At 72.1% G+C, this 16,678-nt stretch carries 17 protein-coding genes; 10 read left to right on the forward strand and 7 right to left on the reverse strand.

Going from position 1 to position 16,678, the window contains the following annotated elements; all coding sequences use genetic code 11:
- Nucleotides 1–4 precede the first annotated feature (4 nt).
- The 3 genes from M1L60_RS36485 to M1L60_RS36495 are packed head-to-tail and all read left to right on the forward strand — an operon-like array spanning nt 5 to nt 2,893.
- A complete protein-coding gene (locus M1L60_RS36485; protein WP_253242116.1) occupies nt 5–1,411 on the forward strand; it encodes a class II 3-deoxy-7-phosphoheptulonate synthase in 1,407 nt (468 codons plus the stop codon).
- On the forward strand, nt 1,404–2,429 hold the full coding sequence (locus tag M1L60_RS36490) for a threonine aldolase family protein (RefSeq protein WP_308208588.1): 1,026 nt from the start codon (nt 1,404–1,406) through the stop codon (nt 2,427–2,429). Before M1L60_RS36485 ends, M1L60_RS36490 begins: the two co-directional genes overlap by 8 nt.
- On the forward strand, nt 2,426–2,893 hold the full coding sequence (locus M1L60_RS36495) for an NUDIX domain-containing protein (RefSeq protein ID WP_253242117.1): 468 nt from the start codon (nt 2,426–2,428) through the stop codon (nt 2,891–2,893). The genes M1L60_RS36490 and M1L60_RS36495 overlap by 4 nt, the downstream gene beginning before the upstream one ends.
- On the opposite strand, the gene M1L60_RS36500 is transcribed toward M1L60_RS36495, so the two are convergent.
- The 5 genes from M1L60_RS36500 to metF form a co-directional block, all read right to left on the reverse strand.
- The gene (locus tag M1L60_RS36500; RefSeq protein WP_253242118.1) at nt 2,877–3,494 is read right to left on the reverse strand and encodes a thymidine kinase; all 618 of its coding nucleotides are present in this window, start codon (nt 3,492–3,494) and stop codon (nt 2,877–2,879) included. The two genes, M1L60_RS36495 and M1L60_RS36500, sit on opposite strands and share 17 nt — an antisense overlap.
- A 149-nt stretch (nt 3,495–3,643) precedes the next feature.
- Entirely contained in the window at nt 3,644–5,050 is a 1,407-nt protein-coding gene (locus tag M1L60_RS36505) for an MFS transporter (protein WP_253242119.1), read from the reverse strand.
- Between the two features lie 88 nt (nt 5,051–5,138).
- The gene (locus M1L60_RS36510) at nt 5,139–5,606 is read right to left on the reverse strand and encodes a MarR family winged helix-turn-helix transcriptional regulator (protein ID WP_253242120.1); all 468 of its coding nucleotides are present in this window, start codon (nt 5,604–5,606) and stop codon (nt 5,139–5,141) included.
- Between the two features lie 299 nt (nt 5,607–5,905).
- Nucleotides 5,906–6,553 carry a CDP-alcohol phosphatidyltransferase family protein gene (locus M1L60_RS36515; protein ID WP_253242121.1) on the reverse strand — a complete coding sequence of 216 codons (648 nt, stop codon included), beginning with the start codon at nt 6,551–6,553 and terminating at the stop codon, nt 5,906–5,908.
- Nucleotides 6,554–6,558: 5 nt separating this feature from the next.
- Nucleotides 6,559–7,482, reverse strand: coding sequence for a methylenetetrahydrofolate reductase [NAD(P)H] (gene metF / locus M1L60_RS36520; protein WP_253242122.1), 924 nt, complete (start codon nt 7,480–7,482; stop codon nt 6,559–6,561).
- Between the two features lie 38 nt (nt 7,483–7,520).
- On the opposite strand from metF, the gene M1L60_RS36525 reads away from it, so the two are divergent.
- Nucleotides 7,521–8,588: a polyprenyl synthetase family protein gene (locus tag M1L60_RS36525; RefSeq protein WP_253242123.1), complete on the forward strand. Its 1,068-nt coding sequence runs from the start codon at nt 7,521–7,523 to the stop codon at nt 8,586–8,588.
- Here M1L60_RS36525 and M1L60_RS36530 read toward each other — a convergent pair.
- Nucleotides 8,585–8,935, reverse strand: coding sequence for an Rv2175c family DNA-binding protein (locus tag M1L60_RS36530; protein ID WP_253242124.1), 351 nt, complete (start codon nt 8,933–8,935; stop codon nt 8,585–8,587). The two genes, M1L60_RS36525 and M1L60_RS36530, sit on opposite strands and share 4 nt — an antisense overlap.
- A 33-nt stretch (nt 8,936–8,968) precedes the next feature.
- Here M1L60_RS36530 and M1L60_RS36535 point away from each other — a divergent pair, with 33 nt between their 5' ends.
- The 5 genes from M1L60_RS36535 (at nt 8,969) to M1L60_RS36555 (ending at nt 14,340) form a co-directional block, all read left to right on the forward strand.
- Entirely contained in the window at nt 8,969–9,682 is a 714-nt protein-coding gene (locus M1L60_RS36535) for a hypothetical protein (RefSeq protein WP_253242125.1), read from the forward strand.
- A gap of 115 nt (nt 9,683–9,797) precedes the next feature.
- Nucleotides 9,798–11,747: a Stk1 family PASTA domain-containing Ser/Thr kinase gene (gene pknB, locus M1L60_RS36540; protein ID WP_253242126.1), complete on the forward strand. Its 1,950-nt coding sequence runs from the start codon at nt 9,798–9,800 to the stop codon at nt 11,745–11,747.
- Nucleotides 11,738–12,589 carry a deoxyribonuclease IV gene (locus M1L60_RS36545; protein WP_253242127.1) on the forward strand — a complete coding sequence of 284 codons (852 nt, stop codon included), beginning with the start codon at nt 11,738–11,740 and terminating at the stop codon, nt 12,587–12,589. The genes pknB and M1L60_RS36545 overlap by 10 nt, the downstream gene beginning before the upstream one ends.
- A gap of 39 nt (nt 12,590–12,628) precedes the next feature.
- On the forward strand, nt 12,629–13,114 hold the full coding sequence (locus M1L60_RS36550) for a hypothetical protein (RefSeq protein ID WP_253242128.1): 486 nt from the start codon (nt 12,629–12,631) through the stop codon (nt 13,112–13,114).
- Between the two features lie 59 nt (nt 13,115–13,173).
- On the forward strand, nt 13,174–14,340 hold the full coding sequence (locus M1L60_RS36555) for an MFS transporter (RefSeq protein WP_253242129.1): 1,167 nt from the start codon (nt 13,174–13,176) through the stop codon (nt 14,338–14,340).
- A gap of 353 nt (nt 14,341–14,693) precedes the next feature.
- Here M1L60_RS36555 and M1L60_RS36560 read toward each other — a convergent pair whose 3' ends face one another.
- Nucleotides 14,694–16,058, reverse strand: coding sequence for an FAD-dependent monooxygenase (locus tag M1L60_RS36560; protein WP_253242130.1), 1,365 nt, complete (start codon nt 16,056–16,058; stop codon nt 14,694–14,696).
- Nucleotides 16,059–16,094: 36 nt separating this feature from the next.
- Here M1L60_RS36560 and M1L60_RS36565 point away from each other — a divergent pair, with 36 nt between their 5' ends.
- Complete coding sequence (locus tag M1L60_RS36565; protein ID WP_253242131.1) at nt 16,095–16,664, forward strand: TetR/AcrR family transcriptional regulator; 570 nt, start codon at nt 16,095–16,097, stop codon at nt 16,662–16,664.
- Nucleotides 16,665–16,678 lie beyond the last annotated feature (14 nt).

A 16,678-nucleotide genomic window follows, 5' to 3' on the forward strand; every position in this document is an offset into this window, starting at 1 on the left:
GGATATGCAGCGAGAGTGGCATCAGCTCAGCTACCCGGGGGTGGGCAACTCGGCCCTGCAGACCTCCCGCCCGTCGACCGACTCCGCCGAGGACGAGGCGCTCGGCCTCGACCGCTGGCGCACCCTGCCCCGGGTGCAGATGCCGCCGTGGGCGGACCTGGACGAGGTCGCCTCGGTCTGCCAGGTGCTCGACAACGTGCCCTCGATCGTCGCGCCGTACGAGGTCGACCAGCTGCGGGTCAAGCTGGCCGACGTCTGCGAGGGGCGGGCGTTCCTGCTCCAGGGCGGCGACTGCGCCGAGACGTTCGACCACAACACCGAGAGCCACCTGCTGGCCAACGCGCGCACGCTGCTGCAGATGGCGGTCGTGCTGACGTACGGGGCCTCGATGCCCGTCGTCAAGGTCGCGCGGGTCGCCGGGCAGTACACCAAGCCGCGTTCCGCCCCGACCGACTCGCTCGGGCTGCCGGCCTACCGCGGCGACCTGATCAACTCGCTCGAGGCGACCGAGGCGGCCCGCGTGGCCGACCCGCAGCGCATGATCCGGGCGTACGCGAACTCGGCCGCGGCCATGAACATGCTGCGGGCGTACCTGGCCGGGGGTCTGGCCGACCTGCACGGCCTGCACGACTGGAACAAGGACTTCGTGCGCGCTTCGCCGGCCGGTGAGCGCTACGACGCCATCGCCCGCGAGATCGACCGCGCTCTCGACTTCATCCGGGCCTGCGGCATGACCGACAGCGAAGCATTGCGTACGGTCAGCCTGTACTGCTCGCACGAGGCGCTGGCGCTCGAGTACGACCGGGCCCTGACCCGGGTCAGCGACGGCAAGGCGTACGGCCTGAGCGGGCACTTCCTGTGGATCGGGGAGCGCACCCGCCAGCTCGACCACGCGCACATCGACTTCATCAGCCGGATCGCCAACCCGATCGGCGTCAAGCTCGGGCCCGGCACGTCGCCCGAGACCGCGATCGAGCTGTGCGAGAAGCTCAACCCCGACAACATCCCGGGCCGGCTCACGCTGATCAGCCGGATGGGCAACGGCAAGGTCCGCGACGCGCTGCCGCCGATCGTCGAGAAGGTGACGGCGGCCGGGGCCAAGGTCGTGTGGCAGTGCGACCCGATGCACGGCAACACGCACGAGTCGTCCAACGGCTACAAGACCCGCCACTTCGACCGGATCGTCGACGAGGTGCTGGGCTACTTCGAGGTGCACCGCGGCCTGGGCACCCACCCGGGCGGCATCCACATCGAGCTGACCGGCGAGGACGTCACCGAGTGCCTCGGCGGCGCGCAGGGCATCGAGGATCTCGACCTGCCCGACCGCTACGAGACGGCCTGCGACCCCCGGCTGAACACCCAGCAGAGCCTCGAGCTCGCGTTCCTGGTCGCGGAGATGCTTCGTGGTTGATCTGCGGTCCGATACGGTCACCCGGCCCACCCCTGCGATGCGCGAGGCCATGGCGTACGCCGAGGTGGGCGACGACGTCTTCGGTGACGATCCGACGGTGTTGCGGCTCGAGGCGCGGGCGGCCGAGATGTTCGGGCACGAGGCGGCGTTGTTCGCGCCCTCGGGCACGATGGCCAACCAGATCGCGTTGCAGCTGCACGTGCCGGCCGGGGGCGAGTTGCTGGCCGGTGGGGACGCGCACGTCGTGACGTACGAGTTGGGGGCGGCGGCCGCCATCGGCGGCATCTCCACGCGTACGTGGCCCTCGGTCGGCGCCGATCTCGATGTCGAGCAGATCGCGGCGATGATCCGGCCGATGGGTTATCCGTCGGTGCCGACGCGGGCGCTGGCCGTCGAGCAGACGCACAACCTCGGTGGTGGCACGGTAGTGCCGCTGGCCACGCTGCGCTCGCTGCGCGACCTGTCGGAAAAATCGGGCGTCGGCCTCCACTGTGACGGTGCCCGGATCTGGCACGCGGCCGTGGCCGACGAAGTTCCGCTTCCCGCGTACGGAGAATTGTTCGACACCTTGTCCGTGTGCCTGTCCAAAGGGCTGGGCGCGCCGGTCGGCTCGCTGATCATCGGCAGCCGCGAGAACATGGCGCGGGCGCGGGTGCTGCGCAAGCGGCTGGGCGGCGGCATGCGCCAGGTCGGCATCCTGGCCGCGGCCGGGCTGCACGCCCTCGAGCACCACATCGGCCGGCTGGCCGACGACCACGCCCGGGCCCGCCGGCTGGCCGAGGCGCTGGCGCCGTACGGCGTGGTCGACCCGGCCGCCGTCCGCACCAACATCGTGCTGCTCGACCTGTCCAAGTCTTCGCTCGACGCGCCCGCCCTGACCGCGCGCGCGGCCGAGCAGGACGTACTGATATCGCCCATGCTGCCGTCGATCGCCCGGGTCATCACCCACCTCGACGTGGACGACGACGGGCTCGACCGGACGATCGACGTGCTGAGCGGGCTGCTGCGGTCGGCGTGAGGCTGCGGCACTCCGTACGCGGGCTGGTGGTTGATCCGGACGACCGGTTGCTGCTCTACGCGACGCCGCTGGGTGACGCCACGTTGTGGGTGCCACCCGGCGGCGGTATCGAGCCGGGCGAGACGCTGCTGGAGGCGTTGCGGCGCGAACTGGCCGAGGAAACCGGGCTCGACCTGGACGGCGCGCCGCCGCACGTCTGGCACCGCGAGACGCCCGGCGTCGACTACGTGCCCGGCTGGGACGGTGTGATCAACGACTACTTCCTGGTCCAGGTGCCGGCCTTCGCACCGTGCGGCACGGACGTGGTCGGCGAGTTCCGCTGGTGGAGCGTGGCCGAGATGATCACGTCGGACGACCTTTTCTCGCCCCGCGGCCTGCTCACGCTGCTACCGGCACTGCTGGCCGGCGATCTGCCGGTCGAACCCGTCGTCCTCGATGGCCGCCCGATCAGCCGACCAGGGTGACGGCCGGGGCGGGGGAGTAGGGGCGGCCCGCGCGGTGGTGGCGGCGGCACAGCACGACATAGCTGACCTCGGCGTCCGGGTCGGTGTTGCCGACCACCACGGTGTCGCCGTCGCGGACCATCACGCCGTCGGTGACCCGCGCGTTCATCCGGGCCGGCTGGCCGCACCAGCACATCGGATAGACCTGCAGCGCCTCGACGATGTCGGCCAGGACGACCAGGCGGGCCGACCCGGTGAACTGCTCGCCGCGGAAGTCCGACAGCAGGCCGAAGGTGAACACGTCGATGTCCTGGTCGTCGACGAGCCAGGCCAGCTGGTCGACCTGTTCGGCCGAGAGGAACTGGGCCTCGTCGACGATCAGGTGGTCGACCCGGGCGCCGGGATGGGCCATGACGAAGTGGGCGAAATCGGTGTCGGCCCCGAACTCGATGGCGTCGGCGCTGAGGCCGATGCGGGACGAGACTATCCCCTCGCCGGCCCGGTCGAGACGGGTCATCAGCAGACCGGTGCGGCCGCAGGCAGCGTAGGTGTGCCGGTATTGCAGCACCATCGTGCTTTTGCCGCTGTTCATCGCCGCGTACCGGAAATGCAGTTGTGCCACTCGCTTCGCCTCCCCAGGCCGGGGAGGAACAATACCTGCCCCCAACCTTTACCGAGCCGGAGGCGTTCTTGGAGGATGACCCGCACCGCACCACCGCCCTGCGGATGAGCCTGGAACGGGCGCTCGACGTGCTCAGGTGCGCCGGCGGCTCAGGCCGGGCAGGGCTCGGCCCTAGCCACGGCCGCGGGCACCCGCTCGGGACGGCGGCGCAGAGCGAGGACAACGATCAGCAGGGCGGCCAGGACGAAGCCGGCGGCGACCAGGAAAGCGAGGGTGTAGCCGGCGTGCAGTCCGGCGGCGCTGTCCTGGCCGGCCGTGCGGGCGGCGGCCACGGCGGCCAGGACGGCCAGGCCCAGGGCGCCGCCGGCCTGCTGGGCGGTGTTGCTGAAGCCGGAGACCATGCCCGTGTCGGCCGGGGCGGCGCCGGCCATGGCCAGCATGATGATCGACGGGATGGTGACGCCCACGCCGAGACCCATGATGACCAGCGGCGGGAACATGTCGGCCCAGTACGACGGGGCCACCGGCATGCGGTGCAGCAGGAGCAGACCGGCCAGCAGCACAGTCAGGCCGCCGATCAGCACCGGACGCGGGCCGAAGCGGCCGGTCAGGCGGGGCGCCACGAAGAGTGAGATCAGGCCGATCACGATCGGTGTGGGCAGGAACGCGAGGCCGGTGCCGAGTGCGTCGTAGCCCATCACCCGCTGTACGAACAGGGCGTTCAGGAACTGGAAGCCCATGCCGGTGGCGAAGACCAGCACGACGGCCGCGTTGGCGATCAGCAACCACGGGCGGGACAGGACGCGCAGCTCGATCAGCGGGCGACGGGCCCGGTGCTGGCGCAGCACGAAGCCGGCCAGCAGCAGCACGGCCGCGGCGGCGGCGAGGGGGGCGGCGCTGATGATCGCGTACACGGCCAGCGAGAGCCCGGCGGTGATCAGCAGGGCGCCCGGCAGGTCGAGGCCCTGACGCAGGCCGGGGCCGGTCTCGCGGGGGAGCAGGCGCCGGCCCGTCACCCATACGGCCAGGCCGATGGGCGCGTTGATCAGGAAGATGACGGGCCAGCCGACCGCGTCGGTCAGCACCCCGCCGAGCACGAAGCCGGCCGCGGCCCCGCCGGCCTGGGTGAAGCTGTAGATGCCCATCGCGCGGGCCTGCCCGGCGGGTTCCGGGTAGAGCCGCACGATCATGCCGAGCACGACGGCCGCGGCCAGCGCGCCGCCCGCACCCTGCAGGAACCGCCCGGCGATGAGCGCCCCGGCGGTGGGGGCGAACCCGCACAGCAGGCTGGCGACGGTGAAGACGCCTAGGCCGGCCAGGAAGACCCGCCAGGCCCCGACCAGGTCGCCGAGGCGGCCCGCGAGCAGCAGCAGCCCGGCGAACGCGACCAGGTAGCCGTTCACCACCCAGGCCACGCCGGCGTCGGAGAAGCCCAGGTCACGCTGGATGTCCGGCACTGCCACGGCCACGATCGTGCTGTCCAGGACGATCATCAGGGACATGGCGCAGAGGACGGCCAGGGCCCCCGCGCGCTCTTTCGGAGAAGAAGCAACCATGGCCCGACCGTAACAGATAATCTGCTACGGGACTATCTGCTACGGCCCTTCTATCGACCGCGAGCCCGGTGGACTGGCTACGACCCTTCTATCGGCCGCGGGCCCGGCGGACGGGCTGAGGGCCGGGGTCGCGCGTCGTGTCGGCCAGCTGGCCCAGGGCCTCGACGAAGGCGGCCCGGGCGGCGTCGGGCAGGCTGCTCAGGGCGTCGGCATGCACGCGGTCGACGATGCGCTGGCCCTCCTCGGCGGCGAGGCGGCCCTTCTCGGTGACGACGATGACCCGGGCCCGGCGATCGGTGGCCGACGGGCGGCGCTCGGCGAAGCCGCGGCGCTCCAGATCGTCGACCGTGCTGACCATGGTGGTCTTGTCGAGATCGGCCAGCGCGGCCAGCTGGATCTGGGTGCGCTCCTGCTCCAACGCGTGAATCAGCACGCACTGCATGCGCGCGGTCAGGTCGACGTCGGCCAGGGCGGCCGAAAGGCGGTTGGAGAGGGCGTGGCCGGCCATGTTGAGCAGGCCGGTGACGTCGCGTTCGGTGCGTTCGGGGGCGGACACCGATCCAGGGTAACGCGGGATCATCCGCAACCGGATGATTCGGGGCCGGGACGGTCAGCGGACTTGCCCCCGTGCCGGCCCGCCGCCGACCCGGCGGCTCCGATGTGGACAACGGTACGGTCGGTGTGGCGGTCGTTACAACCGATTTACGATCACCCGGATGCCTGTGGAGAACTGGCCGGGCTGACCTGTGGACAACTCGCCGCCCCGTTCTTGACAAGCCGTAAGGTCAACCACCACGCCCCGGGAGGGAGGGGGTTAGGGATGGGCGGGGGTGCGGAAATTCGAGAAATTCCTGTTCAGGGCGTTAGGGCGCGGCGGATCGCGAGCAGCAGTTGGGTGCCGGCGACCAGGGCCAGGGCCAGCCAGACCGCGGCGGCAGCGGTGATGAGAGGGGCCCAGGCGAAGGCGGCCAGCAGGCCGAAGATGGCCACCAGGACCCGGGTCGGGCGTTCGGCCACGGTGACCACGCCGATCTCGGACATGCCGGCCGCGGTGGCGCGGGCCCGGGCGTACTCCTGCAGCCAACTTGCGGCGCCGGCCGTGACGACCAGCCAGCCGGGTGCGCCGGCCAGCCAGAAGGCGACCAGCCAGGCCGCCTCGCCCAGACGGTCGGCCACCGAGTCGTAGACATAGCCGAGGCGGGTGGCCCGGTCGGTGATCACGGCCACGGCGCCGTCCAGGCCGTCGGCCAGGGCGGCCACCAGCACGACGACCGCGGCCAGGAACAGGCCGACGCGGTCGAGCGCGGCCACCGAGGCGGGCACGGCCAGGCAGATCAGCAGGCCCGCGGTGGTGACGGACATCGGGCCGACGCGCCGGCGGGCCAGCCACGAGCCGACGGCATACGCGATGCGCACCCAGCCTCGTACGAGGAAATTGGCCTTTCGGGGGTCGAAGCCGCCGTGCAGCTCGGACCACGCCGCGGCGTAGTCGTCCCAGCGCACGGGGGCTACGCGGCGGCGGCCACGTCCGAGGGGGCCAGCAGCTGCCACACCTCGCGCGTCGCGGTCGACCGGTTGAGCGTGATGAAGTGGATGCCGGGGATGCCCTCGTCGAGCAGGCGGGCGCACATCTCGGCGCACACCTCGACCCCGAGCGCGCGCACCGCGGCCTCGTCGTGGGCCACCTTTTCGAAGCGGGCCAGCAGCGCGGGCGGGAACGGGGCGCCGGAGAGCTGCGACGAGCGCTCGATCGTGGCCATGCGGGTCACCGGCATGACCCCGGGGACGATCGGGGTGTCCCCGCCGGCTGCGGTCACCCGGTCGCGCAGGCGCAGGTACTCGTCGGCGTCGAAGAACATCTGCGTGATCGCGAAATCGGCCCCGGCCCGGCATTTACGTACGAAATGGGCAGTGTCGGTGTCGATGTCGGCCGAGCGCGGGTGTTTGTAGGGGAACGCGGCCACGCCCACGCTGAAGTCGCCCGACTCTTTGACCAGGCGCACGAGGTCCTCGGCGTACGACACGCCGGACGGGTGGCGGACCCACTCGCCCATCGGGTCGCCGGGCGGGTCGCCGCGCACCGCGAGCACGTTGCGGATGCCCGCCCCGGCCAGCCGGCCGACGACGTTGCGCAGCTCGGCCACCGAGTGGTCGACCGCGGTCAGGTGGGCCATCGGCAGCAGGGTGGTCTCGGTGGCGACCCGCTCGGTCACCGCGACCGTCGTGTCGCGCGTGGTGCCGCCGGCGCCGTAGGTGATCGAGACGAAGCTGGGCCGCAGCGACTCGAGCTCGCGGATCGCGCGCCACAGCAGGCGCTCGCCCTCGGGCGTCTTGGGCGGGAAGAACTCGAACGAGAACGTCGGAACGCCCCCACGGATGAGCTCGCCGATAGCCGGAATGCCGGGAAGGCGGGAAGGGAGTCCGAGAGCCACAAGAAGACTGTACCGACGGCGTGGGTTAGCGTCGTCCCGTGACCTCCCCCCTCGAAGCCGCTGACCTGCGTGCCCGCGTCGACAAGGCGCTGGCCGCCTTCCTGGCCGAGCAGCGTTCCCGTCTCACCGGCATCGACCCCGCGCTGGTCGCCGTGGCCGAGACGCTCGAGGATTTCGTGCTCGGCGGGGGCAAGCGGCTGCGACCGGCGTTCGCCTACTGGGGGTTCCGGGGCGCCCACGGGCCCGACTCCGACCAGCTCGTGGCGGCCGTCTCCGCGCTCGAGCTCGTGCAGGCCAGCGCGCTGATCCACGACGACCTGATGGACCGCTCGGACACCCGGCGCGGCGAGCCCTCGGTGCACCGGCGGTTCGAGGCCCGGCACACGGCGGCGGGCTGGCGGGGCGGGGCGGCCGCGTTCGGCGACAGCGCCGCGGTGCTGCTGGGCGACCTGGCCCTGGTCTGGTCGGACGAGTTGCTGCACACCTCGGGGGTCGCGCCCGACGACCTGGCCCGGGCCCGGCCGGTCTTCGACGAGATGCGCACCGAGGTCACCGTCGGGCAGTACCTGGACGTGCTGACCCAGGCCACGGCCGACACGTCGCTCGACCGGGCGGGCAAGGTGGCCCGGTTCAAGTCGGCCAAGTACACGGTCGAGCGGCCGCTGCTGCTGGGCGCGGCGCTGGCCGGGGCGCCGGCCGAGGTGTCGGCCGCATACTCGGCCTTCGGGCTGCCGCTGGGGGAGGCGTTCCAGCTGCGGGACGACGTCCTGGGCGTGTTCGGCGACCCGGACCGGACCGGCAAGCCGGCGGGCGACGACCTGCGCGAGGGTAAACGGACCTATCTGGTGGCGGCGGCCTTCGCCGGTCTGGACGACTCCGGGCGTACGGAATTGGACGCCGGCCTGGGCGACCAGGGCCTGAGCCTCGACGGCGTGACCCGGCTGCGCGGGCTGATCCGCGAGAGCGGCGCCCTGGCCGCGACCGAGCGGCGCATCGGCGAGCTGATGACGGCGTCCCTGGCCGCGCTGGACGCGGTGGCCATCGACGAGGAGGCGCGGGACGTCCTGCACCGCCTCGCCGACGCGGCGACCCGCCGTACGGTCTAGAAGCCCAGCGCCTGAGCGCGCCTTTTCACCTCGCGGGCACGGTCGCCGCCGAGGCCCTTCGCGGCGTTCCCGTCGAGTGCCTCATCCGGCTCGTACAGCCACCGGAGGGCCTCTTCGTCGTTGTACCCGGCGTCGCGCAGCAAGTTGAGCACGCCGGGGAGGTGCTTCTGCACTGTGCTGTTGGCCACCAGGTCGGCCGGCACCACACGGATGCCGTCACGGCGCACCGCGAGCAGGTGCCCGTCGCGGATCATCTGGTGCACCTTGCTGATCGACACATCGAGCTTCGCGGAGACGTCGGGCAGGGTGACCCACTCGGCCGGTCCGGCGGTAACGGAATCGCTCACCCCCACAGCGTACGAGAGCGGAGAAGGAACCCGATGAGCGTGTTGCGCAGGACCCGCACGGAAGTGGCCGGAGCGTGGCGTTCGCTGCGCTACGACCTGGGCCGGGAACCGGTCCGGCCACCCGCCGGCGGACCGGACGTGACCTCGACCGGGATGGGCACCTGGGGCCTGGAGGGCCTGGTCGAGCCCGATCCGGCGCCGCCGGCCCGGCGGCCGCGCCGGGCCGTGGCCATGACCGTGTTCGGGACGCTGACCGTGGTCGGGGCGGCCGGGGCGTACCTGGTCGTGGTGAACGGGCTCGGCTCGCTGATGACGGAGCAGCCGGCCGCGGCCGACACGCTGGCGCCGCGGGTCGCGGTGACCACCACCGTCGGGATGGGGCCGTCGTCCCGGGCCGCGACCGCGGGGCGGACCACAGTGGCGGTCCCGCGCTCGCCGGCCGGGGTGGCCGTGCCACCGCCGGCGCCCGCCGCGCCGCAACCACCGCAGGCCGCCGCTGTGCCGCCCCCGGTCCAGGCGAAGAGTCCGATCCGGACCACAAAACCGGCAAGTCCGGAATGTCACTGCGAGCCGCCCGTGCCGACGCCGACCGCGCCCACCTCTCCGCCGTCGCCGACCCCGTCGCTGTCCCCCTCACCGTCCTCCTCGGCGAGCGCCGGACCGTCGCCGAGCGAGTCCGCGGACGCCTCGGCCTCGCCGTCGCCGAGCCGTTCCTGGGACGGGAAGCGGCATCGGCGGCACCACTAAATCCGCTTTTGCCGGTGCGGTTCGGGCGGAGGTGACGCATGCCTCCGTACCCGTTTGGACTCAGCTATGACATCCTGGATCGCCCCCACGCGAAAGACACATACACTTCACGCCGATGGACACCACAGTCGCCGACACGTTGATCGGCACGACGATTGACGGCCGCTACCGGATCACCGGTCGGGTGGCCCGTGGTGGCATGGCGACCGTCTACACCGCCACTGATGAACGACTCGAGCGCACCGTCGCTCTGAAGATCATTCACCCGTCGCAAGCGACCAATGCCCACTTCGTGGACAGGTTCACCGACGAGGCCAAGACGATCGCCCGGCTCACCCATCCCAACGTCGTCGCCGTGTACGACCAGGGCCGCCACCAGGGCCTGCCCTATCTGGTCATGGAGTACGTGCAGGGCAACACCCTGCGCGACCTGCTCACCCAGCGCCGCCGGCTCAGCCCGGTCGAGGCCCTGGCGATCCTCGAGCAGATGCTCGCCGCGATCGCCGCCGCCCACCGGGCCGGCCTCGTGCACCGGGATGTCAAGCCCGAGAACGTGCTGGTCGCCGAGGCGCCCAGCGGGGGCGTGGCCAATCTGGTCGACGCCGTGGTCAAGGTGGCCGACTTCGGGCTGGCGCGGGCCGTCGAGGCCAGCAGCGCCGACGAGCCGGGGCAGCTCATGGCCACCGTGGCCTACGTCGCGCCCGAGCTGGTGACCGACGGTCACGCCGACGCCCGCACCGACGTCTACTCGGCCGGCATCGTGCTGTTCGAGATGCTGACCGGCCGGGTGCCGTTCGACGGCGACGACCCGGTGGCGGTGGCCTGGCAGCACGTCGACAACGACGTCCCTGCCCCGTCGGGTCTGGTCAAGGGTCTGCCCACGGTGCTCGACGACCTCACCGCGCGGGCCACCCGGCGCGACCCGGGGGCCCGGCCGACCGACGCCGGCGCGCTCCTGGCCGAGGTGCAGACCGTCCGCGACGATCTCGGCGCGGCCAACGTCGAGACCGCGTTGCTGCGTCAGGTGCCGCCCACGCGTGCTCCGGTCGCCGACGCCACCACCGTGGTGCCCGCCATCGGCGCGGGCGATCGGCCGCCGTGGGCCCGGCTGCCCAACCAGGCCGCCCCGCGCGGCCAGGAATACACCGCGGGCCGGCTCCCGCGCTCGTCGCGACGCGGCAGCAGCGAGGGCCCCGACCGGCGGCGCATCCTGCTGTCGGCCGCCGTGGCGGTCATGGTGCTGGTCGTCATCGGCAGCACCTGGTGGGTCACCCTGGGCCGCTACACCGACGCGCCCTCGCTGATCAACCAGACCAAGGCCCAGGTCGAGCTGAGCGCGCAGCAGCAGGGCTTCGAGCTGTTCTACGGCGACGGCGCCTACAGCGAGTCCGTCCCGAAGGACACGGTCGTCTCGCAGGATCCCGCGCCCGACGGGAAGGTCGTCAAGGGCGGCGTGATCACGGTCAACCTGTCGCTCGGCCCGGAACGCTTCGCCGTGCCCGACCTGGCCGGCCTCGAACTGGCCGCCGCGCGGGGCGAGCTCGAGCAGCTCAACCTCAAGCTGAAAGAGGGCTCGGGGCAGTACAGCGACACCGTGCCCGAGGGGGCGGTGCTCTCCTCCGACCCCAAGACCGGCACGCAGCTCAAGCGCGGCGCGACCGTCACGGTGGCGCTCAGCAAGGGCCGCGCCCCGATCCGGGTGCCCGACCTCAACGGCAAGAACATCAACGAGGCCCGCGACGAGCTGGCCAAGCTGGGGCTGACCGCGTCCGAGCGCTACAAGGACAGCGACCAGCCCAAGGACACGGTCATCGGGCAGACGCCCAAGTCCGGCACCGGCGCCACCAAGGACGACGAGGTCACCCTCGACGTCAGCAAGGGCCCGCCGCTGGTCACCGTGCCCGACCTGACCAACCAGCCGTGTCAGGACGCCCGGGCCGCCCTCGAGGGACTCGGCCTGCGCGTCCGGATCGACTTCAACCCCAATGCTTTCGTACGCAGTCAGCAGCCGGGCGGCAACACCCAGGTCGAGCCGCAGACCGAGGTAGCGATCCAGTGCTTCTGAGCCGCATCGGTTCGCACACGAAGACGTCGGGTGGGCTGGCCAAGGCCGCCCTCCCGTACGTCGACGCCGCGAAGTCCGAAACCCTTCAGGTGTACGTGTCGAACTCGCGCGGCTGGGCCCTGCCGCCGGGCGACCCCAAGCAGGACGTGCTGTTCCGCGACGGCATCGGCGAGCGCGCGATCCCGGCCTTCATCCACGCGTCACTGCTGGTGAACCTGGGCTCGCCGACCGAGCTGACCGTCGAGAAGTCGATCGCCGTGCTGGCCCACGCGCTCGAGCGGGGCCAGGCGATCGGCGCCTCCGCGGTGGTCTTCCACGCGGGCAGCTCGGTCGACGAGGCGCACGACGACAAGGCGTTCCACCAGCTGCGCGAGGCTCTGCTGCCGCTGCTCGACCGCGACGACATGCCCCAGCTGCTGGTCGAGCCGAGTGCCGGTGGCGGCCGCAGTCTGGCCTCCAAGGTGCAGGACCTCACCCGGTATCTGGACGCCGTCGACAATCACCCGCGCCTGGGCGTCTGCTTCGACACCTGCCACGCGTGGGCGGCCGGGCACGACCTGGCGACCCCGGGCGGCATGACGGAGACGCTGGACGCCCTGGTCGCCTCCGTGGGCGAGGGCCGGCTCCAGCTGATCCACGCCAACGACTCGAAGGACGAGTGCGGCTCCACCCGCGACCGGCACGAGACGATCGGCCAGGGCCGCATCGGGTCGGCGCCCTTCGCCGAGCTGCTGGCGCACCCCGCAACGGCCGGCATCCCGGTCATCGTCGAGACGCCGTCGGTCGAGCACGAGGGTCACGCGGCCGACATCGCCCTGCTGAAATCCCTGCGTCCGGTCTGAGGTTGTCAACAAAACGTTGACACTTGCTAGGCTGGGCCGGTGGCTGACCTGACCGACCTCCGAGCCGTGCCCGCCGCGCGGGCCCGACTCGACGCCGAGGAGCTCGACCTCATCGACCGGGCCCGGCGCGAGGGCGCCACGTGGGGTGAGATCGCCACCGCGCTCGGACTGGGCAGCCGGCAGGCCGCCGAACAGCGGCGGTTGCGCCTGGTAGCGGCCGTGCGGCCGGTCCCGGCCACCCCCGACGAGTATGGCCAAGTGCTCGCTGAGCTGCGGAAATCGACCTTGGAACTGCATCGCCGGGTGGGCGCCGACGGCCGGTGGGACAGGCGCTTCACGCGGGCCGTTCTCGTGCGGGAAACCCTTGCCGCAGTGCCCGACGCGACCGGCGGCGCCCTGTTCGCGCTGGCCGAAGCGGTGGTCGCCGATCTGGACGCCGCCGCGGGCCGCCCGCTGCCGGCCACGACCCGCGCGGCCGTCGACCGGGTGCGGGCAGCGCTTGCCGCCGCGTCACCGAAGCATTGACATATTGACGCTCAACTCTGAAGGATGTGAGTCCTCGCGACTCAATCTTCGGAGGCGTCATGCAGCGCAACGCGCTCCTGTTCGTGCTGATCTCGCTGCTGTCCGGGTTCGGCAGCACGGCCATGACCCTGGCCGCCGGCATCTGGGTCTTCGACCTCACCGGGTCGGTCAGCCTGGCCGCGCTCACCGCCGTCTGCACCTACGCGCCGACCCTGGCCGCGCCGTGGCTGGGCGCGCTGGTCGACCGCCTGCCCCGCCGCCCACTGGTCATCGGGGTCGACCTGGCCCTGGGCGCGGCGCTGCTGACCCTGTTGGCCGTCCGGTCGGCCGGGGCGGCCTGGCTGATCTTCGCCGTGCTGCTGGCCCGGGGCGTCAGCTACGTGCTGAGCGACGCGGGCGAGTCGGCGATCCTGCCGTCGGCCCTGTCCCCGAAGATCCTGGCCGACGTCAACGGCTGGCGGTCCAGCGCGCAGGAGGGCATGAAACTGGTGGCGCCGCTGGCCGGGGCCACCCTCTACGCCTGGCGCGGCCCCGTCGCCGTCGTCGTGCTCTGCGCCGCGATGCCGCTGCTGACCGCCGCCTGTTACGCGCTGCTGCGGCTGGCCCCGGTCCGGCCCGCGCCCCAGGTCGAACGCGGCCTCCGGCCTGGTCTGCGGGCACTGTTCGGCGTTCCGGCCGTACGCGATCCGGTGCTCGTGGCCGGGGCCGCGATCGGCGCGTCGGGCCTGACCAACGCGGCCGTCCTGGCCCATGTGGTCCATGATCTGGGCCGGCCCGCGACTCACCTCGGCTATCTCGGCACGGCTCAGGGCGCCGGCTCGATCGTGGCCGGGCTGGTGATCGGGCGCCTGCTGGCCCGCCGAGGGCCGGTCACGGTGGCCGCCGCCGGCGCTGCCATCTTCGCGGCTGGTTGCCTGCTCCAGGCCCTGCCGTGGTGGCCGACCATGATCGCCGGCAGCGTGGTGATCGGGGTCGGGCTGGTCTGGGCCCTGATCGCCGCCGTCACCGCCGTCCAGACCAGAACCCCGGAGCATCTGCTCGGCCGGGTCGCCGCCACCTCCAACACGGTGATGTTCGGGCCCGTGGCGCTCGGCATCCCGCTGGGGGCCGCTGCCGTGCACCTGGGCGCTGTCGTGCCGCTGGCGCTGGCCGCCCTGGTCAGTGCGGCCGCCGCGGCAATGGCGCTGCGGGCCGCCCGAGTGCCCTCTGTCGTGTCGCGGGGCTAGCGGCCTGTGGACGATACTCGCGCTACACGCCGTCGGGGTCGCGTTGTTGACGGACTGTGAGCGATGCTCGGCGCGGCCGCCTCGATGCTCGCGTTACGTGCCGACCGGGCGCCTGCCCTGCGTCGGGTCGTGGAGGTAGTGCCTGTGGACAACGCGGGCACTGTTGCGGGCGGCTGTGGAAAACTCGGGCGCGAAATTTGCCGTTGTCCCTAGGGTGGTGGTCCCCCAGGGCGGGTGGGTTCCGGTTGGTGGGCTCCGGTTGGTGGGCTCGGGTTGGTGGGCTCCGATTGGCGGGATCCGGCCGCTGGGCATCGATCTGAGGGCTCCGGCCGGGGTTGAACTTCTCGGCGGCGTCACGCGGGGGTGCGGGCTCGGAGGCGGTGCTGGTAGGCGGTGACGTCCTGCGGGTTGTGTGTGGCGCAGCCGATGTAGTTGTCGGGGCGTACCAGGAACAGGGTGGGCTCGTGGGCGTCGTAGGCGGTGGCCGCGGCCGGGTCGGTGATGTGGTGGACGTGGCAGTCGGGCGTGGGGGCGGGCAGGTCGCCTGTCCAGTGGAAGGCCAGCAGTGTCCAGTGCGGGCCGCGCAGCAGGTCGAGGATCGGGCCTGGGGCGCGGTCGCCGGCCTGCACGGTGCCCGGCGTGTCGCGGTGTTCGGCCGAGAGCGGGCCGCCCCGGTAGTTCACGCCCAGCTGGCGCAGCGCGGGGTCGTCGCGGCGCATCGCGTCGGCTGAGGCGGTTGCCGCTTTGCGGTGCAGGCGGGTGCTGATGCCGAGCACGTCGGCCGCCACCGGCAGGCGCTCGGCCTCGTACGTGTCGAGCAGGTCCTCGTACGCCAGTTTCCAGCCCAGGTTGTAGGCGTCCTGGATGCCGGTGTTGAGGCCCTGGCCGCCGGCGGGGGAGTGCACGTGGGCGGCGTCGCCGGCCAGGAAGACGTTTCCGGACCGGTAGCGGGAGACCATCCGGATGTTCGCGCGGTACAGGGAACGCCAGCCGATGTCGGTGATGGTCAGGCCCACCGACTCGGCCAGCTGCTCGATCGGCTGGTCCGAGGGCGGGGCCGTCAGTTGGAAGGTGTCGGTGCCGGGCATGGGACACAGCCCGAGCCGGAGCGAGCGCTGGCCGGCCCCGGGCCAGATGTGCCAGTTGTCGCGGGAGAGGCCGGGCACCCGGACGTCGGCGATGATCAGCTGTTCCGCCGGGAAGGACTCGCCCTCGAAGGGGACGTCGAGCGCCTTGCGGACGGTGCTCCGGCCGCCGTCGCAGCCGACGACGTAGCGGGGGCGGACCACTTCGCCGGTGGAGAGGGTCACGGCGTCCGGGGTCAGCTCGACCACGCCGACGCCGAACTCGACCGGGATCCCGTCGGCCAGCAGTTCGGCTGTGCGCCATTGCGGGTGCATGAGCATGTTCGGGTGGGGCACGGCCGGGGTCGGGGCGTGCCACTCGTCCATCCGCTGGGTCGCTGTGCCGCCGGCGGGAAGGTGGATGAGCAGCTCGGGGTAGTCGCGGCCGGTCGCCAGGAAGGCGGGCAGCAGGCCCAGGTCGTCCAGGACCTCTTGCGTACGGGGCTGAATGCCTTTGCCCCGGGAACCGGCGGGCAGGGCCGGGGACTGTTCGACGATCCGGAACGGGACGCCGTGCCGTTGCAGGACGCGGGCCAAGGTGAGACCGGTCGGGCCGGCGCCCACGATGAGAGTGAATTCAAATTCAGTGAACATAGATTCACCGTACGAGTGACTGATAGCCTGCGTCAAGTGGCAGGGGTGCGGAAGCAGCAGGCGGCACAGACCGAGGCGGAACTGAAGGCGGCCGCCGTGCGGGTCTTCGAGCGCACCGGCTATCTCAACGCCAAGATCACGGACATCACGGCCGAGGCGGGGCGGGCCACCGGCTCGTTCTACAAGCACTTCGCGAGCAAGGAGCAACTGCTCGAGGCGCTGCTGGCGGATCTGCTGGTCGAGGGGGACGAGTCGGCGGCGGCGGCCGGGCACAGCGACGACTTCCGGGATCGGGCGGCGGTGCGCTATCACGTCGCGGCGTACTGGAACTTCTATCGGCGGCACCGCACCGTGGTCGAGGCGCTGCGGCAGGCGGCCGTCGTCGACGAGGGGTTCGCCGAGCGGTCCCGGCAGCTGATGGAGCCCGACCTGCGGCACCTGGCCGAGCACATGGCCAAGGCCGATCCGCCCGGGGATCCGTACGTGCTGGCCTCGATCTTCGCCACGCTGGTGTCGGCCCTGGCCGAGCGGTGGGCGACGGACGACGAGGCTTTGGAGACGCTGACGACGTTCATCCACAACGGCATCGGGGCCGGCCCCCGATAGGAGCCGGCCCCGAG

This window comes from Paractinoplanes aksuensis (genome assembly GCF_024137025.1).
Lineage (GTDB): Bacteria > Actinomycetota > Actinomycetes > Mycobacteriales > Micromonosporaceae > Actinoplanes > Actinoplanes aksuensis.

Coding starts and splice junctions, on each gene's coding strand:
- M1L60_RS36535 (WP_253242125.1), top strand. CDS start 8,969: ATGAGCGTGTTGCGCAGGACCCGCACGGAAGTGGCCGGAGCGTGGCGT.
- M1L60_RS36505 (WP_253242119.1), bottom strand. CDS start 5,050: ATGGTTGCTTCTTCTCCGAAAGAGCGCGCGGGGGCCCTGGCCGTCCTC.
- M1L60_RS36560 (WP_253242130.1), bottom strand. CDS start 16,058: ATGTTCACTGAATTTGAATTCACTCTCATCGTGGGCGCCGGCCCGACC.
- pknB (WP_253242126.1), top strand. CDS start 9,798: ATGGACACCACAGTCGCCGACACGTTGATCGGCACGACGATTGACGGC.
- M1L60_RS36485 (WP_253242116.1), top strand. CDS start 5: ATGCAGCGAGAGTGGCATCAGCTCAGCTACCCGGGGGTGGGCAACTCG.
- M1L60_RS36555 (WP_253242129.1), top strand. CDS start 13,174: ATGCAGCGCAACGCGCTCCTGTTCGTGCTGATCTCGCTGCTGTCCGGG.